Annotated in this window: 15 protein-coding genes and 2 pseudogenes; 11 read left to right on the top strand and 6 right to left on the bottom strand. The window is 28.9% G+C overall.

What is annotated here, in order from left to right:
• Positions 1-8: 8 nt before the first annotated feature.
• Positions 9-1,646 carry a M20/M25/M40 family metallo-hydrolase gene (locus tag CKV72_RS04560; RefSeq protein ID WP_095177612.1) on the bottom strand — a complete coding sequence of 546 codons (1,638 nt, stop codon included), beginning with the start codon at positions 1,644-1,646 and terminating at the stop codon, positions 9-11.
• Between the two features lie 154 nt (positions 1,647-1,800).
• Positions 1,801-3,744, bottom strand: coding sequence for an ABC-F family ATP-binding cassette domain-containing protein (locus CKV72_RS04565; protein WP_095177613.1), 1,944 nt, complete (start codon positions 3,742-3,744; stop codon positions 1,801-1,803).
• A gap of 228 nt (positions 3,745-3,972) precedes the next feature.
• On the opposite strand from CKV72_RS04565, the gene CKV72_RS04570 reads away from it, so the two are divergent.
• Together CKV72_RS04570 and CKV72_RS04575 are read left to right on the top strand one after the other, a co-directional pair.
• Positions 3,973-5,508 carry a zinc metalloprotease HtpX gene (locus CKV72_RS04570; RefSeq protein WP_095177614.1) on the top strand — a complete coding sequence of 512 codons (1,536 nt, stop codon included), beginning with the start codon at positions 3,973-3,975 and terminating at the stop codon, positions 5,506-5,508.
• A 60-nt stretch (positions 5,509-5,568) separates the two neighbouring features.
• Positions 5,569-6,099, top strand: a complete 531-nt coding sequence (locus tag CKV72_RS04575; RefSeq protein WP_095177615.1) for a YcxB family protein — start codon at positions 5,569-5,571, stop codon at positions 6,097-6,099.
• A 239-nt stretch (positions 6,100-6,338) separates the two neighbouring features.
• On the opposite strand, the gene CKV72_RS04580 is transcribed toward CKV72_RS04575, so the two are convergent.
• Complete coding sequence (locus tag CKV72_RS04580; RefSeq protein ID WP_095177616.1) at positions 6,339-7,232, bottom strand: radical SAM protein; 894 nt, start codon at positions 7,230-7,232, stop codon at positions 6,339-6,341.
• Between the two features lie 157 nt (positions 7,233-7,389).
• Here CKV72_RS04580 and CKV72_RS04585 point away from each other — a divergent pair, with 157 nt between their 5' ends.
• Together CKV72_RS04585 and CKV72_RS04590 are read left to right on the top strand one after the other, a co-directional pair.
• A complete protein-coding gene (locus CKV72_RS04585; protein WP_095177617.1) occupies positions 7,390-7,707 on the top strand; it encodes a hypothetical protein in 318 nt (105 codons plus the stop codon).
• A 64-nt stretch (positions 7,708-7,771) separates the two neighbouring features.
• Positions 7,772-8,014, top strand: a pseudogene (locus CKV72_RS04590) (GNAT family N-acetyltransferase); the annotation flags it as partial.
• Positions 8,015-8,184: 170 nt separating this feature from the next.
• Here the strand turns inward: CKV72_RS04590 and CKV72_RS04595 are convergent.
• Entirely contained in the window at positions 8,185-9,696 is a 1,512-nt protein-coding gene (locus tag CKV72_RS04595) for a transposase (RefSeq protein WP_095177509.1), read from the bottom strand.
• A gap of 192 nt (positions 9,697-9,888) precedes the next feature.
• Here CKV72_RS04595 and CKV72_RS04600 point away from each other — a divergent pair.
• The 5 genes and pseudogenes from CKV72_RS04600 to CKV72_RS04620 form a co-directional block, all read left to right on the top strand.
• Positions 9,889-10,095: pseudogene (locus CKV72_RS04600) on the top strand (GNAT family N-acetyltransferase); the annotation flags it as partial.
• A gap of 462 nt (positions 10,096-10,557) precedes the next feature.
• Positions 10,558-11,241 carry a phosphoribosylaminoimidazolesuccinocarboxamide synthase gene (locus CKV72_RS04605; RefSeq protein ID WP_095177618.1) on the top strand — a complete coding sequence of 228 codons (684 nt, stop codon included), beginning with the start codon at positions 10,558-10,560 and terminating at the stop codon, positions 11,239-11,241.
• A gap of 174 nt (positions 11,242-11,415) precedes the next feature.
• Positions 11,416-12,099 (top strand): YeeE/YedE thiosulfate transporter family protein, encoded by a 684-nt coding sequence (locus tag CKV72_RS04610; RefSeq protein WP_095177619.1) that lies wholly within the window; start codon positions 11,416-11,418, stop codon positions 12,097-12,099.
• Positions 12,100-12,120: 21 nt separating this feature from the next.
• Entirely contained in the window at positions 12,121-12,348 is a 228-nt protein-coding gene (locus CKV72_RS04615; protein WP_095177620.1) for a sulfurtransferase TusA family protein, read from the top strand.
• Between the two features lie 14 nt (positions 12,349-12,362).
• On the top strand, positions 12,363-12,890 hold the full coding sequence (locus tag CKV72_RS04620) for a YeeE/YedE thiosulfate transporter family protein (RefSeq protein WP_095177621.1): 528 nt from the start codon (positions 12,363-12,365) through the stop codon (positions 12,888-12,890).
• 29 nt (positions 12,891-12,919) lie between these two features.
• Here the strand turns inward: CKV72_RS04620 and CKV72_RS04625 are convergent, their stop codons facing one another.
• Complete coding sequence (locus CKV72_RS04625) at positions 12,920-13,810, bottom strand: LysR family transcriptional regulator (protein WP_095177622.1); 891 nt, start codon at positions 13,808-13,810, stop codon at positions 12,920-12,922.
• A gap of 652 nt (positions 13,811-14,462) precedes the next feature.
• Here CKV72_RS04625 and CKV72_RS04630 point away from each other — a divergent pair.
• Both CKV72_RS04630 and CKV72_RS04635 read left to right on the top strand, forming a co-directional pair.
• The gene (locus tag CKV72_RS04630) at positions 14,463-16,163 is read left to right on the top strand and encodes an FAD-dependent oxidoreductase (protein WP_089867649.1); all 1,701 of its coding nucleotides are present in this window, start codon (positions 14,463-14,465) and stop codon (positions 16,161-16,163) included.
• Between the two features lie 85 nt (positions 16,164-16,248).
• The gene (locus CKV72_RS04635; RefSeq protein WP_089867652.1) at positions 16,249-17,472 is read left to right on the top strand and encodes a YeeE/YedE family protein; all 1,224 of its coding nucleotides are present in this window, start codon (positions 16,249-16,251) and stop codon (positions 17,470-17,472) included.
• Positions 17,473-17,600: 128 nt separating this feature from the next.
• Here CKV72_RS04635 and CKV72_RS04640 read toward each other — a convergent pair whose 3' ends face one another.
• Positions 17,601-18,878 (bottom strand): glycoside hydrolase family 18 protein, encoded by a 1,278-nt coding sequence (locus CKV72_RS04640; RefSeq protein ID WP_095177623.1) that lies wholly within the window; start codon positions 18,876-18,878, stop codon positions 17,601-17,603.
• Between the last annotated feature and the right edge of the window lie 67 nt (positions 18,879-18,945).

Genomic DNA, 18,945 nt, shown 5'->3' on the forward strand with positions numbered 1-18,945 from the left:
AAAATTTACTAATTATTAAATAGCTCATAAATAGCTTTTTCATATAAGTTAGGAACAACTTCAAAAGAATAGGATATATTAAGCCTTTCAGAAAATTTATGAAAATCTTTTCCAAAACCACCAAAGGCTATAGAAGGTATATCTAATTGAGATAATTCATCTACAGGTAAATTATAGCTTTTATTTATTCCTAATATATTTGAAGCAATGGTATTAAGTCCTTTTTTATTCGTAATACCTGTATAACTCAAATCACAAAGAGCCATGTAATAATGATCTTTTTCTATATTTGTATTAAATTTATCTTTTGCATATTCTAAAATATTATCGATAACTTTTAAAAGTACCATGTCATCAGCTTTATCTTCTATAAGATGTTTATCTGGATAATAAGGTGGCGCAAAGCCTATTATTATAGCAGGGGATTTATCTGGATAATTTAAATAAGTTTCCTTCATTATGTTTATAGCAATAGTTTGAAGATCCATATTTTCATTTATCCATTGTTCAATTTTTCCTTGAATATATGTATCAAATTTGTCACCGAGTGTTTCCTTAACTTTTTTATAAACCTCTTCATAAGTTAATACCTTAGGTTCAAATTCCTCTCTCAATGAGTTTCTATTAGAAATTGAAGCAAATTTATTTACACTTTTTTCAATTATATTTAATGTATTATGGAATGCTTGAAAACATAAATTTTTCAATTTTTCTATAAGCTCATCTATAGACAAATTAAGAGTTAACACATTATAATAAGAAGCTGCCATAAGAGGAGTTTGTACAGAATATAATTCTTTTAAGTCAGTTTGTTTTAAACAAGTTGGAGGAGGAGTTATATTTCCTTTATTAATATCGCAAAAATCAGGATTTAATTCTAATAATCTATTTAGTTCAGTTGCTAATAGATTTGGATTTAGCCCACTAAAGGATTCATATACGTGGGTTTCTTTGCCTACAAATAAAAATAAAGGCATTACTTTACCAGCAGTTCCAAGATATATTCGTTTTGTTTCATCGCCTATTTCTTTAGGAATGCAACATTCAGATACGAATAATCCAATATATTTATATCCATATTTTTTATTTAATTCTAAAAGATGTGGTACTGCAGCCAACATTCCTTCGGAATTGCTTTCCTCTCCAGGCACTGCTAAAAATAATATATTACCTTCAAAATCATCTCTTAAAGATAATTCTCTTAAAAGTTCTATATGAAGAGCAAGTCCAAATTTCATATCTGCAGTACCTCTTCCAAATATATAATCGCCGGATTCTAAATCATTTATTGCATCTTTATCTAAAGGTAATTCTTTAATTCTTTTTTTTAGTTCTATTGGATTAAAGGCTAGCTCTTTTAAATGACCATAATCCTCTATATCCACTACATCTAAATGTCCTGTTAATATTATGGTTTTTTTAGAAGGCTTAGAACTACAAAATAAAGCACTAACAAAACTTCTATTTAGAGGATCGCTTTTTATTTTTATCAAGTTAAGATTTTCACGATGTTGTTGAAAATAAGGGATGTCCTCTAGTATACTTAGAGTTTTTTCTGCTGTTAATCCTTCTGACTTCGTTCCAGCTATACCAGGTACCGATACTAGTTCTAATAGTGTATTCATTATTTTATCTTTTATATTCATTTAAGTTCCTCCTTAGTAGCAAATATATTAATCCTAATCCATTTTAAGATGTAATTATGAAAATGTCTAGAATAAAAGGGACGGTTAATGAAAATTAACTATTTTTGTTTTAGTTAATTTTCATTAACCGTCCCTTAGTTTTTAATTTTTAACTTTAGTTATTTTTTTGTTCTTCAATTTTTTCAGCTAACTCATTAAGATAAGTCCATCTGTTCATCTTTTCTTCTAAAAGTTTTTCTAAATCTTGCTTTTTCTTTAATAATTCTTGAAGTTTCTGAAAATCAGAAGTATTTTCAGATATTTCTTCATCTAACTTAATTATTTTTTCTTCCAAGTCTTCTATAATCTCATCAATTTGTTCATACTCCAATTTTTCTTTATATGAAAATTTTAAAGATTTGTTTTTAGGCTTTGACTTATTGTTTTTTGTTTCAGTAAAATTTTTATTATCATTAACTTCATTAACTTCTTCTTTTGAACTTTTGGTAGATTTGCAATAACCGTCCCCCGTAACCTCCATAACCTCGGAGTAGTTTCCAGTGTGCTTTTGTATAACTCCATTTCCTTCAAAGACAAATATTTTATCTGCTATTTTGTCTAAAAAATATCTATCATGGGAAACAGAAATTACTGAACCATTGAAGTTTTCAAGATAATCTTCTAATATGGTTAGGGTTTCTGTATCTAAATCATTAGTAGGCTCGTCTAAAAGTAACACATTTGGAGCGTCCATAAGTACTTTTAAAAGATATAATCTTCTTTTTTCTCCACCAGAAAGCTTTCTTATAAGGGACCATTGCATTTCTGAATCAAATAAAAACCTTTCTAACATTTGAGACGCAGATATTTTACTTCCATCAGAAGTAGTTATAAATTCAGCAGTTTCTCTAATGTACTCAATAACTCTCAAATCATCATCTATTGATCCACATTCCTGAGAAAAATATCCTATCTTTACGGTTTCACCTATTTCTATAGTTCCTTTATCAGGGGTTAAGTCTCCATTTAAAATTTTTATAAGAGTTGATTTACCTGCTCCATTAGGTCCCACAATACCTATTCTGTCTTTTGGTAAAACTATATAATTAAAATCTTTTATAAGAGTTTTATCTCCAAAACTTTTACTTATATCTTTAAGCTCTATAACCTTTTTGCCAAGTCTTGTAAAGGATGTTGATATATCCACTTTATTATCATCTAAATCTATACTTTCCTCTGACAATTTATTAAATCTATCAATTCTAGCCTTTTGTTTAGTGGATCTGGCTTTAGCACCTCTTTTTATCCATTGAAGTTCTCTCCTCAATAAATTTTGACGTTTGGACTCAGAGGACTTTTCTAGTTCTTCTCTTTCTGCCTTTTTTTCTAGAAAAATGCTGTAATTTCCCGAATAGTTGAATAACCGTCCCTTACTTATTTCCAATATTTTATTGGTTACCCTATCTAAAAAGTATCTATCGTGGGTGATCATAACAAGTGCGCCTTTTCTTTTGTTTAGGTATTCTTCAAGCCAAGTTATTATTTCATTATCCATATGGTTAGTAGGCTCGTCCAATATTAAAAGATCGCAAGGATTTACTAGGGAAGAGCATAGAGCTATTCTCTTTTTTTGTCCTCCAGATAAATTTTTTACCTTTTCATAAAAATTTGTAATGCCAAAGGTAGTTAATATAGCTTTTGCTTCACTTTCTATTTGCCAAAGGTTTAAATTATCCATTTTTGAGGTTAAATCCATAAGTTTTTTTTGTAAACTTTTATCCTCAGGGTTTAATTCAACTTCCTCTAAAGCATTCTCATAATTTTTTATAGTTTTCATTATAGGAGAGGTTCCTTTAAAAACCTGCTGTATTACGTTAGAATTTTCATCAAAATAGGGGTGCTGAGGAAGGTATTCAATAACTATATTATTTTTTGTTATTATATTTCCGCTGTCGTAACTTTCGATCCCAGCTATTATTTTAAGCAGTGTGGATTTTCCCGTACCATTTATACCTATAATTCCTATTTTATCTCCTTCATTTATACCAAAGCTAATTTCATTAAATAAAGTTTTTTCACCATAACTTTTACTTAAATTTTCTACAGATATTAAATTCATTATACTACCGCCTTCATAATATATTACATAGGATAATTTTATATCATTAAAGGTAAAAGAGCAATTTAGAATTTTATTAACTGCATATTTAATGTGAATTTAAGGTTTTTAAATATATTATGATGTATAATTATATATAAGAAGTATTTAACAAAAGTTGAAATAATTAATTTAAATAAAACCATTAGAGTCAGTTTAGAGTAATATAAATATAAAGGAGCTGATTAAATGAAAGACTATTACAATGCAATTTTAAGAAAATCTATAATAATTTTATTTCTTTCTTTTGGATTGTTATTTGCAGTTGGCACGGTAATAGTTTGGAAATATGATTTAAGTCTATGGTTTGCAGTAGGATTTTCTGTTTCTATAGCATTAATTCAATTTCTAATTGGACCTGCCATAATAGGAATGGTTTATGGGGTATTATTTGAGGACTATGATAAATATATAAGTGAAGATGTATTAAAATTTATAGAAGAATCCTGTAAGGAATACAATATACCACATCCTAAAATAGGTATAATTAAAGATGGTAATCCAAATGCTTTTACCTATGGACATATTCCAAGGGATGCAAAATTAGTTATTACCACAGGGCTTTTGGATGTGTTAAATGAAGAAGAACAAAAAGCTGTAATAGCTCATGAACTAGGGCATATAAAACATTATGATTTTATTACCATGATGGTAGTGTCTTTAATTCCTATGCTATTGTATCAAATTTATCTAAGAACTAAAGATAAAAAAGCAGATGCTAAATATATTGTAGGATTAGGTGCTTATGCAGCGTATTTATTAAGTGGATTTTTGGTTTTAGGATTTTCGAGAATGAGAGAATATTATTCTGATAATTTTGCAAAAGAAGTAATGGGAAATGGTGAACATTTAAGAAATGCTTTAGTAAAAATAGCTTATGGAACAGCTAGTAGAGAAAAAGATAAAAATCCTAAGGCTTCCTGTATGGCATTTACAAACAATTTGCAAAATGACTCATGGATGTTATCCACATATAAATTAGATGATAATAATAAGATGAAACTTAATTTAATGAAATGGGATTTAAAAAATCCATGGGCAAAATGGTATGAAATAAATAGTACTCATCCATTAACAGGAAAAAGAATAATGGCATTAGATCATGTTGAAATAGAAGAAGATGAAGGTTCAACAAAGGGATTAGGAAGCTTTTTATTAGATGCAGTAATAAATATGTTGCCTTATGCTTTGGCAATAGGTGTATTTATAAGAACTTCTTTAATTAAAGAGATAGGTTTTATTGATTTTATAAAGGGAAATCCATTGTATATAGTGATTTTAGGGGGTAGTATGCTTTTAAGATACTATTATTCCTATGGAAAAGGCTATGAAGAAAGAACTATAGAGGAACTTTTATCAAGAGATGATGCATCCCCTATAAAGGGAATTCCTACAGTACTAAAAGGTAAAGTTATAGGAAAGGGAATACCAGGTTTATTTTATAGTGAAGATTTAGTGGTAGATGATGGAACAGGCATAATGTTGGTAGATTATAGACAACCACTTAAAATACTTGAAGGAATATTCGGATTGTTTGAAGCGGATAAATTTCAAGAAAAAGAAGTTGAAGTAGTAGGTTGGTATAAAAGAGGTATGAGACCTTACTTTGTATGTAGATATATAAAAATATATGATGATAAATACAGATGTTATAATTATTTGTTAACTAAAATACTTGCATATGGTCTTGTGATTTTAGGGTTATGTATAAAATTATTTATTTAGGGTTAAATTTTAGCCCTATTTTTCTAAGTAAATATATTAATAATAGGAGTTATTTATGGTATGGAAGAAAAAATATTATTTACAGTAAAAACAAAAATGGACAAGGAAGACTATCGAAAGTTTCTATATTTAGCTACCTTTAAGAAATCACCAATTATTATTCCGATGATACTGTTAATAGCAGCAATTGGAGCAGGTATTATAGCTTTTGAAAATGGAACTTTTAATATTGTTGCTTTTTTAATTACGTGGATATTTATGACATTACTTGTATTTGGTACTATATGTTTTAAAGTTGAACATAAAAATAAAAAGAGAATTAAAACAGATAAAATAGGAACCTTTGGTACATATCAAACAATATCATTCTGTGATGATTACGTTATTGTAATCAATGATATTGTTGAGGGTAAAAGTAAAATACGTTATGATCAATTTTATAGTTTACTTGAATCTAAGGAATATTTAATTTTTTACTATAATGCTAACATGGCATCATTAATACGTAAAAAAGATATCGAAGATGAATATAAAACTGAAATTATCAGATTTTTAAAAGAAAAATTGGGAAAGTCTTTTAGAACTATATAATATATAAAAGTGTAATGAAGGGAGGTATTAAAACAATGCAAAAAGATGACAGTTTACGCTATATGCGTCTAAAGCTGATACAACTAGTTATGTAATAAGTTTTTCCCTTATTGTAATACTTGCACTTTGGAAAATGTATAGAGGTGTACCCTATGATGATTTTTTTGTAAATGGGTAGTGTATTGAAGATATTTTGGATAAACAAGGAAGACACTAAAAGTTAAGTATCTTCCTTTATTTTATATTCCTGTAAAACTCTTGAAATCTGGTACAAATTCCTCTGAAGATGACTCACTTTCTTGTATGAATGCATTTTTAATTCCTAAATCTAAAGCATAATCTATAATTGAATTATAGTGTTTTTCATTTAACTTTCTATTAATTTCCGGATAGTTTGAGGCTTTAAACATAGGAGTATATTGATTCATAAGACTTATATATACGTTATTACCAAAGGTTTTATGTATATAATCTAATATTTTTTTAGAGTCAAATAATAATCCTGGAAGCATAAGATGTCTTATTATAATACCTTTTTTAATTATGCCATTTTCATCAAAAACAGGTTTTCCAACTTGTCTATACATTTCTTCTATAGCAATAGATGCTTTTTCAAAATAATCTTTAGCCATTGAATATTTCAAAGAGTATTTTGAATTATAATATTTTAAATCTGGAAGATATACATCAATATATCCATCTAAAGCTTTTAATGTATCCAAACTATCATAACCATTGGAGTTATAAAGTATGGGGATGTTTAATCCATTAGCTTTTGATAGCTTTAATGCCTCAATTATTTGAGGTGCATAATGAGTAGGGGTTACAAGATTTATATTATTAGCTCCATTTTCTTCAAGTTCTAAAAATATTTCACTTAACCTTTCTATTGAAATTTCTATTCCTAAATTTTCTTGACTAATACAATGATTTTGGCAAAATACACATTTTAAATTGCAATTTGAAAAAAATACGGTACCAGACCCATTTTCACCAGAAACACAGGGCTCTTCCCAAAAATGAAGGGCAGCTCTAGATACCATAAGTTTTTCACTAGCACCACAATATCCAACTTCTCCCGTTAATCTATTTACATTACATTCTCTAGGACATAATCTACATTGATTTAGCATGTTTTTCTCCTTTTATCTATAAGTTTCTGATATAATTATATCAAATAAAATGGGGGACGGTTAATGAATATTAGCTAAATTTTATTATATAATAATGAAATATAATATGAGATAATTATTGAAAATTAAAAAAATAAATATTTAAAAGGAGAATTTTATGCTTAAAATAGAAGATTTACTAAATAATAATTTTTCGTCATATCCAGATGAAATTAGGGATTATTTGGAGAGTTTTTCTAATAATTTAAGGGAAGCTCTAAAAGAAGAATTAATTAATTGTAAAGTAGAAAAAATCTTAACTAATGCAAAAGAAAATGAACAAGTTTTTAAAATCCAACTTATTAATATATTAAATAATGGACATAAAGGATATAATTCTATGTCAACTAAAGCATTATTAGATTTATACTTAGAAATTAAAAATCAAAAAGAATTTATAGAATTATTAGAAGATGTAAGTAAAAAATTAAATTAATTTCGCCATATTTTTAGTAATATTGGTGTTTGTTAATAGTAAATTGGAAAAGGAGAAATAAGTATTGAATTGGAATGTAAAGAAGTTTGAAGAATTGAAATGTGAAGAAATATATAAAATTTTACAAATAAGAAATAAGATATTTATTGTAGAACAAAAATGTGCATATCAAGATTGTGATGGCAAAGATAAAAAATCCTATCACCTATACTTAGAAGACAAAGGTGAAATTATTTCTTATTTAAGAATTCTTCCAAGAAAGGTTTCGTATAATGAGGTATCTATTGGAAGAGTATTAGTAAATAAAAGAGTGAATTCGGAAACTAATTTCCAATTGGCTCCAAAATGGCTTTAATATTATTTTAGTGCGGAGCATTTGTTATATTACTGTTTTTATTTAACTTTATTTTAAAAAAGAGTATAGCAAAGCTAACTCACCGATAGGTGAATTTTCTTAAAATTTAACAATTATCTAGACTAGCATGCTTTGTTTGCAGTTAATTTTATAATGTCTAATAGGTTAGTTTTAGAAACAGATAGTTGAGCATCCAAATGAATATTGATGCTATGGATTAATGTCCACCAAGACCAACGTTTTTTACCACGGCAGTGGGTTTGTTCCATGTTGTAGTCTTCAAGTATTCTTTTATTTACTCGCTCTGAAGAAGTTCTCTTTTTCATTATTTGTTTCCAAAGGTCAGAGTTTCTAGGTATAGCAGTAAATAAACGTAAGTCATCACTTGGCTTTACGTATATTACACGGCCGTAGGCACTAGGAGAACATTCTTCCTTATGAGGACATTCTTTAATTTTACCTTTTACTAAAGGACATCTATATTTAATTCTACTTCTGCCTTTATCGTACCAATCATATACCATTGGTTGGTTGCATTTGCAGATGGGAATACCGTCCTTAGTATATCCAATTGGTGGTTCATATTTATTTTTACCTTCACCCTTTGGATTAAGGGATATAACAGCTTTTATATTCCATTCATTAAGAAGCTTATACGTAGGATAGTTATCATGAGCAGCATCTGCGATGAACTTATCAAAGTTAAATTGAGGATACATCTTTCTAACTTCTGAAAGTGCAAAAATTGCAGTAACACCATCATAACGCTGCGCTTGTACCATCCTAAAATATATAGGAAGATCCTTTTTAAGTTTAGGATTATAGACACTAAGAAAATATAGGCAATGACCATAATACCATTTTTCGTGGTAACTGTCCCAACCGCGTCTAGCGTCAGGGTCAGAGAATCTTCTATTACATTTGCAGTTAAAAATACCTTTTTTAATGCAATCACAGGTCTTAATGCCTAATGAGCTACCGCCAGTTTCAAGACAGGTACCATCTCCTGATATATCAAGTTTTTGAGTATTACCAAGGAGACCGAGTTTAGCGGAAGGCTCAATAGCTAACTTAGCAAAAATTTGTTGAAATAGCTTTTCAGGGCGAGTTTCGACAGTTCGTCCTTTAAGAGCCTGTTCAACTAAATTTTTAATAACACCAGGATGTTTTGGTGGTAGTTTTTCATTCTTGCCAAGTTTTTTGTGGGGCTTGGAAGTAAAAGAATGAAGTGAGTCCTTGGCTGATTTTTCAGCCTTAGGGCTCATACCCCAAAATCTCGATATGAAATCATAATGAGTACCTAATCCTGGTACATTAGATTTTTCAACACCAATGATGGTGCAAAGTATATCATGTGCACGTAAGTGCTTAATCCATTTTTGTAGACTATGAAAACCTAAGTCAGACATTAATATAAATGATCTGAAGAGTTCCGGTTGCTGGTTTGAAGGTTTACCAGTTAGAGAATATGTTTCTCTAATTAATGGTTTTATATCATCAAGATTTAAATTATATAGTTTTTCAATACTTGATGAGTAGTATTCCACGATAGTGGGATCAGTTTTATAAAGTTCACTAATGCTTGACAAAAGAAGACTTTGGTAATCACAATGGCTACGCCAATAACCTAACATAAAAAATCACCTCGCAATATTTTGTAAATAGTTTCTATAGTGCGAGGCTACAAATTTTACAAACTTTGTCAAGTGATTTTGGAAAAAATATAAGTTTTTTTGATATTTTGTTTAAAATTCTGGGGGGAAGTTAAAATTGACACCCTTCGGGATTAAGATAAATGGAGGCCTAAGGGTTTCCGAATATATTTTAAAAATTATAGGGGGACGGGTATAGCAAGAAAAATGATGATAGAGGCAATAAACTTTATAGAGAAAAATTTAGGAGAAAAAGAAATCAAGATACAGGCACAATGCTATTTGATTGATTTTTATAAAAGTCTTGGCTTTAAAGAAATATCAAATGAATATTTAGAAGATAACATTCCACATATAGATATGTTATATAAAAAAAGTTAATAAAATAGGAGATGTCGTACTAAGAATAAATACTACAATATACTGTATGTAAATCGTTCATCATTTATATACATTTCAGCAAGTCCAGCATGTGCTTATTTACTATATTTAGGCTAATAACAGGAAAGCCATTCTTTGTTTAGCTTAATAGATTTTTGAGCTATGTCACTATTAGGCATCACCAGTTTTAAAAGCTTCAAATAAGGTTCCTTTAAATTCATTTTCAATATCTTTTAATTTATTATCATATACAATTTTTTTATTATTTCTAAAAAATTTATCAAAAATCATTAACCGTCCCCAATTATCCTAATTATCCAAACGATATAAGTATAAAATATAAAAAATATATGTATCATATCGAATAATTGTATTGATTTTTATAAAAAAGTTAGTATATAATAAATGTATAGTTAATATAGAAAATAATAATACAAAATTTTAATTTATAGGAGTGGTTTCATGAAGGTTGTTTATAAGGGTAAAACAAAGGATGTATTTCTTTTAGAAGACGGAAATTATTTATTAAAATTTAAAGATGATGTAACAGGGGAAAATGGGGTTTTTGATCCAGGTGCTAATAGTGTTGGATTAACTATGAAAGGATCAGGTAAAGCTGCCCTTAAATTAACTAAAATGTTTTTTGAGAGATTAAAGGAAGAAAATATACCAACTCATTACATAGACGCAAATATAGAAGAGGGTACAATGAAAGTAAAGCCAGCTAAAGTATTTGGAAAGGGATTAGAAGTAATTTGTAGATATAGAGCTGTTGGAAGTTTCATGCGTCGTTATGGCATGTATGCAAAAGAAGGACAAGTTTTAGATGCTTTTGTTGAAGTTACTCTTAAAGATGACCAACGTCAAGATCCTCCAATAACTAAAGATGCTCTTGATATGCTTGGAATACTTTCCTCAAAAGAATATGATATATTAAAAGATCTTACTAAAAAAATAAGTGGCATAGTAAAAGATGAATTAGCTAAAAAAGGTATAGAATTATATGATATTAAGCTTGAATTTGGAAGAGTGGGAGAAGATAATCATATTGCATTAATAGATGAAATTTCTGGTGGAAATATGAGAGCATATAAAGATGGAAAATATATAGAACCTTTAGTTTTAGAAAAATTAATGTTAGAATAATAATTTAATATTAAAAATAATCTAAGGTGAAAACCCATGTAATGACTAGTAATACATGGGTTTTATTTTATAGTAAAATCTTAAAATTTATGTAATTAGCATCTTAAATTTACTAAGCTATTTTAAATATGTTATAATTATTAAAAATAAAATAAGAACTTGAAGGATGATTGTATGTCAATAAATGAAATAGATGAATTGATAAAAAAAAGGCAAGTTAAAACAGAAACTAAAAAAAATAATCAGATTTTATATGCTATTATAGGAATTATAATTGCATTAATTATTTTTTTGTTTCTTTGGAATAACAACAAAAATTATGCATACAGTTGGATTTTTGGAGTATGCATTGGAATTGTATTAAGATATTCTAGATTCTGTTTTGCAGCTGCATTTAGAGATCCATTTCTTACAGGAAATACAAAAATACTACGGGGAATGATACTTGGGATGATAATAAGCACCCTAGGTTTTTCTATAATTCAGAATATTTATATTAAAAGTAATGATATAAATTACAAATATATACCTGGAACTATAGAATCTGTGGGGACTCATGTAGCATTAGGAGCATTTGTATTTGGAATAGGAATGGTGCTTGCAGGGGGATGCGCTTCTGGTGTGCTTATGAGAATTGGAGAGGGACACGCTTTGCAGTGGATTGTTCTTTTAGGATTCTTAATTGGCACTGCTATGGGAGCTAAAGATTATTCGTTTTGGTATAAAAATATTATAAGTAAAGCTAAAGTTGTTTATTTCCCGGAATATATAGATTTTAAAATGGTTGTTTTACTGCAAATAACTGTTTTAATAATCATATACAAATTATCAGCTAAGTTTTGGAATAAAAAGATATAAGTAAATAATGGAGGAATATTTATGTCAGTAAAAGAAATTGACTGTTTGTATGAGGCTTGTCCAATTCCTATAATAAAGGCAATGAAGGAACTAAAGAAAATGAAACCAGGAGATATATTAATTCTACATTCAGATCATAGTTGTGTTGGAATAAGTATGGAGGAATGGGGAGAAAAAAATAATTATCCAATAAAAGTTGTAGAATTAGAAGGGGGATATTGGGATATTTATGTTCAAAAACCTAGGTAAAAAGGAGTAGAACTATGGAGGATATTAAAAAGTGGATAAAAAAACCTTGGCCTTATTGGCTAGGAGGTATATTACTTGGGGTTATAAATGTAGTTTTATTGTGGACAACTGGAACTAGTTGGCATATAACTAGCGGTTTTTTATTGTGGTCTGTTGGAATTTTGCAGTGGATGGGATTGGAACCATTAAAGTGGGAGTATTTTACCTATCTTCAGCATAATTATCAAACAATAATTGAGAATAATAATTTATTTATAAACAGATATACTATATTAAATATGGGAACAGTTTTAGGGGCATTAATTGCTACTTTATTAGCATCACAGTTTAAATGGAAAAAAATAAAGAATAGAAGACAATTATTATTTGCACTTTTAGGAGGAATTATGATGGGATATGGTACAAGACTTGCTTTTGGATGCACTGTAGGTAGTTTTTTTAGCGGAATTCCATCCTTTTCTCTTCATGCATGGATTTTTGGTATATTTATTACCCTGGGAGCATGGGTAGGTGTTAAAATAATAGTAAAATTTTTAGCATAGGAAGGTTAATTTCCCCTATGCTAAAAATTTTAACAAAATCCTCTTTTACTAGATATGATAAAGTCTACAAATCTTTTTTCATAAGATGTAAGTCTATAGTTTTTTCTATAAATAAGATAATACTTAAAATCAATTTTTAATTCATCTATATCAATTTGCTTAAGGTAGTTTTTTTTCAATTCTTTGTTAATTATGAGTTTAGGTAGAAAAGAGAATCCTTTATCTGAAGAAATGGAAGATTTAATAGCTTCTGGAGAATTTAAATTATATATAACATTTAAATCTCTTAAATCAATATTTTTCTCTTCTAGAGAGTTTAAAATTATCTCTCTTGTACCAGAACCTTCTTCTCTTAATATTAATGGTAAATCTCTTAGTTCTTCTAAGGAAATCTTGTTTTTATCATTATAAGCGCTTCCAACTAAAACCAATTCATCTGAAATTATAGTTTTTGTAGATATGCTATTATTTTCAGGATGTTTTTGTACAATACCAATGTTAATAGTATGATCACATAATTTTTTTATAACTTCTTCAGAATTATCTATTTGCATATGTATATCTATATCTTTATTAAATTTCTTAAAAGTATAAATACTACAAGGAAGAGCATATTCTCCTACACTTTTACAAGATCCAATAATCAATGTTGGAACAGTTTCATGTAAGCTTTTAAGATCTCTTTCTATATTTCCTTTTATATCTAAAATTGTATGTGCATAATCGAATACAACCTTACCTTCTTCAGTCATTTCTACGCCCTTATTACTTCTATTTAAAAGAGTTACTCCCAATTCTTTTTCTAAATTTTTAAGTTGCATACTAAGGCCAGGCTGAGTTAAGTGAAGATTTTCTGCGGCTTTTGATATACTATTAGATTTAACTGTAACATAAAATGATTGTAGATATTCAAGATTCACATAATCCCGTTATATAAAATCTACTAAAAGTTAGTATTATTGATTTTAGTAAATTTATAACGGTTTTCACCTACCTTTCCTATTTATATTTTATTTTAAATTTATTTATAACTAACTCTATAAAGCTATTCATACGTTTTTTACTTGTTTTAAATTCATTGTTTTTCATTATTTTCGTATATAATTATATAATTTTAATAATATTATAATATATTGTATTATTATATCACAAAATATTATAATAAGAACAAATATGTCTGTAAATAAAAGAACTACCATATAAATTTTCTATAAAGTATATATTTAACAATAAAAGCTTATATATTGTCATATATGTATCATAGCTTGTATCCTACCTTAATCAAAAATCCCTTTTGTCAAAAAATAATCAAAAATTCATCAGCGCAAAGCCTTTAAAATCAATGGTTATAATAAAAGCTTATGGTACATAACACATGTTTATTATGAAAGAGGCTTAGCTTGTACTATAATTGACATTGAAAGAATTTTAACAAATGAAATTAAATAAATAAAAAATAATGATTGTAAAACTGCAGTTACAATTGCAATTATTTCTGTAAATGTTTTAGATTTGTTTATTTTATAATTCACAAAAAATATAGCATTAAATAATATAATGGAGGGATATGCCATGAGTAAAAAATATTTAATAGTAGGCGGAGTTGCCGGAGGTGCGTCCACAGCAGCAAGATTAAGAAGACTTAGTGAAGAAGACGAAATAATAATGTTTGAAAGAGGTCCTCACGTATCATTTTCAAACTGTTGTCTACCATATCACTTAGCTGGATTAATTAAAACAGCTAACCAATTAGTACTTATGTCACCAGAACAATTCAAAAAACAATACAATATCGAAGCTAGAGTAAATAGTGAAGTTATTGATATAGATAGAGCTAAAAAAGAAATAACAATTAAAGATACACTAACTGGTAAAGAATACACTGAAAACTATGATAAATTAATATTATCACCAGGAGCAAAGCCAGTAGTTCCACCAATAAAAGGAATTGAAAATGTAAACTTATTTACAGTAAGAAATGTTATAGATATAGATAAATTAAATAAATTTGTAAGCACTATGAAAAGTAAAAATGCTACAGTAGTAGGTGGTGGATTTATAGGTATAGAAGTTGCAGAAAATTTAAAAGAAGCAGGATTTAATGTAACTTTAGTAGAAGCTATGCCACAAGTTATGAGAATATTTGACTACGATATGGTTCAAATTCTACATAAAGAATTACATGATAAGGGTATAAACCTAATTCTTAACGATAAAGTAGCATCCTTTGAAAAGGATACAGTAGTATTAGAGTCAGGAAAAAAAGTTGAATCAGAAGCTGTAGTTATGGCAATTGGAGTAACGCCAGAAACAGATCTTGCAGTAAAAGCAGGACTTGAAATTGGCGAATTAGGCGGAATAAAAGTAGATCAAAACTACAGAACTAACGATAAAGATATTTATGCAGTAGGAGATGCTATCGAAGTATATCATGCATTAACTGGTAAAATGACTAAGCTTCCACTAGCAGGACCTGCACAAAAACAAGCAAGAGAAGTTGCAGATCATATCCATGGAAGATTAGTACCAAATACAGGATATATTGGATCTTCAGTAGTGAAATGTTTTGATTATAATGGAGCTTCTACTGGATTAAATGAAGGAATGATAAAAGCCCTTAACTTAGATATACAATACGAAACAGTTAAAGTAATCCCTGGAGATAAGGTTGGATTAATGCCAGGATGTGAACCACTTCACTTCAAATTATTATTTGAAATACCAACTGGAAAAATATTAGGAGCACAAGCAATAGGTAGAGGAAATGTAGACAAGAGAATTGATGTTATAGCTACAGCTATTAAATTTGGAGCAACTATAAATGACTTAAGAGACTTAGAATTCTGCTATGCACCACCATTTGGAACAGCTAAAGATGTTGTTAACTTTGCAGGATATGTTGGATCAAACTTATTACATGATGAATTCAAACAAGTCCATGAATATGATGTAAGAGGTTTAGTTGAGAAGGGTGCTTGCATAATAGATGTAAGAGAAAAGCACGAATATGAATTAAGCCACATAATCGGAGCTAAAAATATACCACTAAGCGAGTTAAGAGATAGAATAGATGAAATTCCAAAGGATGAACCAGTTTACTTACATTGTAGAAGTGCTCAAAGAAGTTATAATGCGGCAATGGCATTAAAACACTTAGGATTTGATAATATCTATAATGTATCTGGTGGATTTATGGGAATATCCTTCTATGAATACTTTAATGATCAGACAACAGGAAGAGAAAAAATAGTTACAGATTACAATTTCTTATAATATTAATAAAAAAAGGGGCTTTAATTTGCCCCTTTATATATGAAATAAAATGCACTAATATATAGAACAGGAGTGAATAAAACCTATGAATAAAAAGCAAACTTTTATTGGACTAGCGCTAATAGTAGCTTTAACAATGTTTGGATCATTTCAAAATGCAAAAGATCCTAAATTGGCATTATTTTTAATTACAGGACTAGCAATTGGATACGTTATGCAAAGATCAAGATTTGGTTTTGCAGGTGGAGTAAAGAAAATATATGTAACAGGAGATGGTACATTAACAAAAGCCCTAATGTTTTTGTTTACTATAAGTTTATTAACTACGGCAGCAATACATTATGGAGCTTTTATGGAAGGAGCAAAAATTCCAGCGATGTCTTCTGTTAAACCAACAAATTTAGGAACAGTAATTGGTGGAGTATTATTTGGTATAGGTATGATGTTTGGTGGAGGATGTGCTTCTGGAACATTAACGGATGCAGGTGAAGGTGAAATAAGAGCACTTATAGTATTATTTTTCTTTATAACTGGATCCTTAATTGGTGTATATCATATGCCATGGTGGGAAAAGAGTGTATTTTTTAAAGTAGGAGGAAAAGTTTATCTTCCAGATGTATTTGGATATTTAGGAGCTATCATAGTATCACTTTTAGGATTTTTATTAATTTATGTTATAACTAAGAAATATGAAGATAAAAGAAAAAGAGAAAACACTTATACAAAAGAAGAGTACAGTGATTGGGAAAAACCATTACCAGAAACTGCAAACTATAAATTTTTTAGCAAAGAAACTTATCATAAATTCTTTGTACAAAGATGGTCTTTTTATACAGGAGCAGTGTGCTTAACTATTATGTTTGTTGCAATAATTCTTACAACAGGAAAGAGCTGGGGTGTAACTTCAACTTTTGCAGATTGGGGAGCTTGGTTATATCAAAGTGTAGGAATAGTTGATGTTTCAGATTGGCCATGGTTTGCAAGTAGAATGAAGAAGATAAATGGTGGCTTTTTAAATGATCCATCTTCCATGAGAAATATAGGAATAATCCTAGGAGCAACTATATCATTGTTATTAGCAGGTAAATTCTCATTTAAGAAAAACTTTAAATTCAGAGATATATTATTTTATGCAATTGGTGGATTGACAATGGGATATGGAGCTAGAGTTGGACTAGGATGTAATGCAGGTGCATTGTATTCAGCAATATGTAACTTCTCCTTATCTGGATGGGTGTTCCTTCCAGCTATGACCGTAGGAGGAATAATAGGAGTTAATTTAGTTAGAAAATTTAACGTTACAATTTAATTAGATATATAAAATAAGTGAATAGTTAAGGATAATTTTTCAAATAAAATGTAGAAAAATATCCATAGCTATTCACTATTTATTATTTCCAAATAGCTGAAAATGGCTAAAAATAGCTTAACCGTCCCCTATAATTTTTTAATTGTAAAATTATCTGCAAGTAGAGTCCAATTTTGTGGGAATGGAAATCCTAAGGCCCAATAACTTATTCCAGCTAAATTATATTCTTTTGCCAAATCAAATTTTGCTTGAGCACTTCGGGGATCTTCAAACCATACCTCATGCATTATACCATTTTCATCTTTATATCTGTAAAATGGAGATTGGGATACTGGATCGTATTGTATTGTAGCGTTATATTTGTTAGCTCTTCTTATGGCTTCTTGAACACTAAAGGTTTGAGCCTCTTGTCCTTGAACATGAGGGAGAACCCAGTCTCGCGCATATATTTGGAAACCAAGATAAATTTTGTTTCTAGGTATTACAGTTACAGCATAATCAAGAACTTCCCTTATCTTATTAATTGGAGAAATTGCCTGAGGTGGTCCTAATCTATATCCCCATTCATAGGTCATTAAAATTACAAAATCTACAATTCTGCCATGGGCTTCGTAATCATGAGCTTCATACAAAAGGCCTGTTTGTTCTCCACTGGTTTTAGGAGCTACAGCTGTAGATACAAAAAATCCTTCTGGATGAAGGCTATCTACTAGGCTTTGAAGAAAATTGTTATAAAGTTCACGATCTTCTGGCAGCACATTTTCAAAGTCTATATTAACACCTTTGTAGTTTTTTTCTTTTAATATATTAAGTATATTTGTAATTAAGTTATTACTTATTTCGGTACTAGAGAGTACAACATGGGAAAGATTTTGTCCTAATTCTGTGGATGTAAAATTAATTATAGACATCATGGGAACTACATTCTTTGAATAAGCTGCATTAATTGCAGGCAAATCATCTATAGGTTCAAGAGAACCATCCTCTTTTACCATATAAGCAAAGGGACTTAAGTAAGTTAGAAAATCACCATCGTCCATAACAATTGGTACAGCATTTTCACCTAAATCATATATATATCCATTTACATAAATATCTGGTCGATCTTTAAGAACACCTGGAATAAACAATTGAAGTCCTGGAGATATATTAGATGGATTTGAAATATTATTTACTTTTAAAATAGCTTCAACAGTAGTATTGTATGTCTGAGCAATTTCCCATAATGTTTCACCTTCACTAACAATATGAAAAACTCCTTGTACAGGCACAATAATAGCTTGACCAAGTTCTAAATCATTTGAATCAGGAAGTTTATTAGCATTTATTGTTTCCTCAAGAGGTACACCATAATAGTTTGATATTTGCCAAAGATTCTCACCAGGCTTTACTATGTGAATAATCATTAAAATCCTCCTATAAAAGTACACACATAATTAGTTTATGAAATGTTTTATAGGTGGTGAAGAAAAA

The organism is Clostridium cochlearium, assembly GCF_900187165.1.
In the GTDB taxonomy this organism is placed as follows: Bacteria; Bacillota; Clostridia; order Clostridiales; family Clostridiaceae; genus Clostridium_G; species Clostridium_G cochlearium.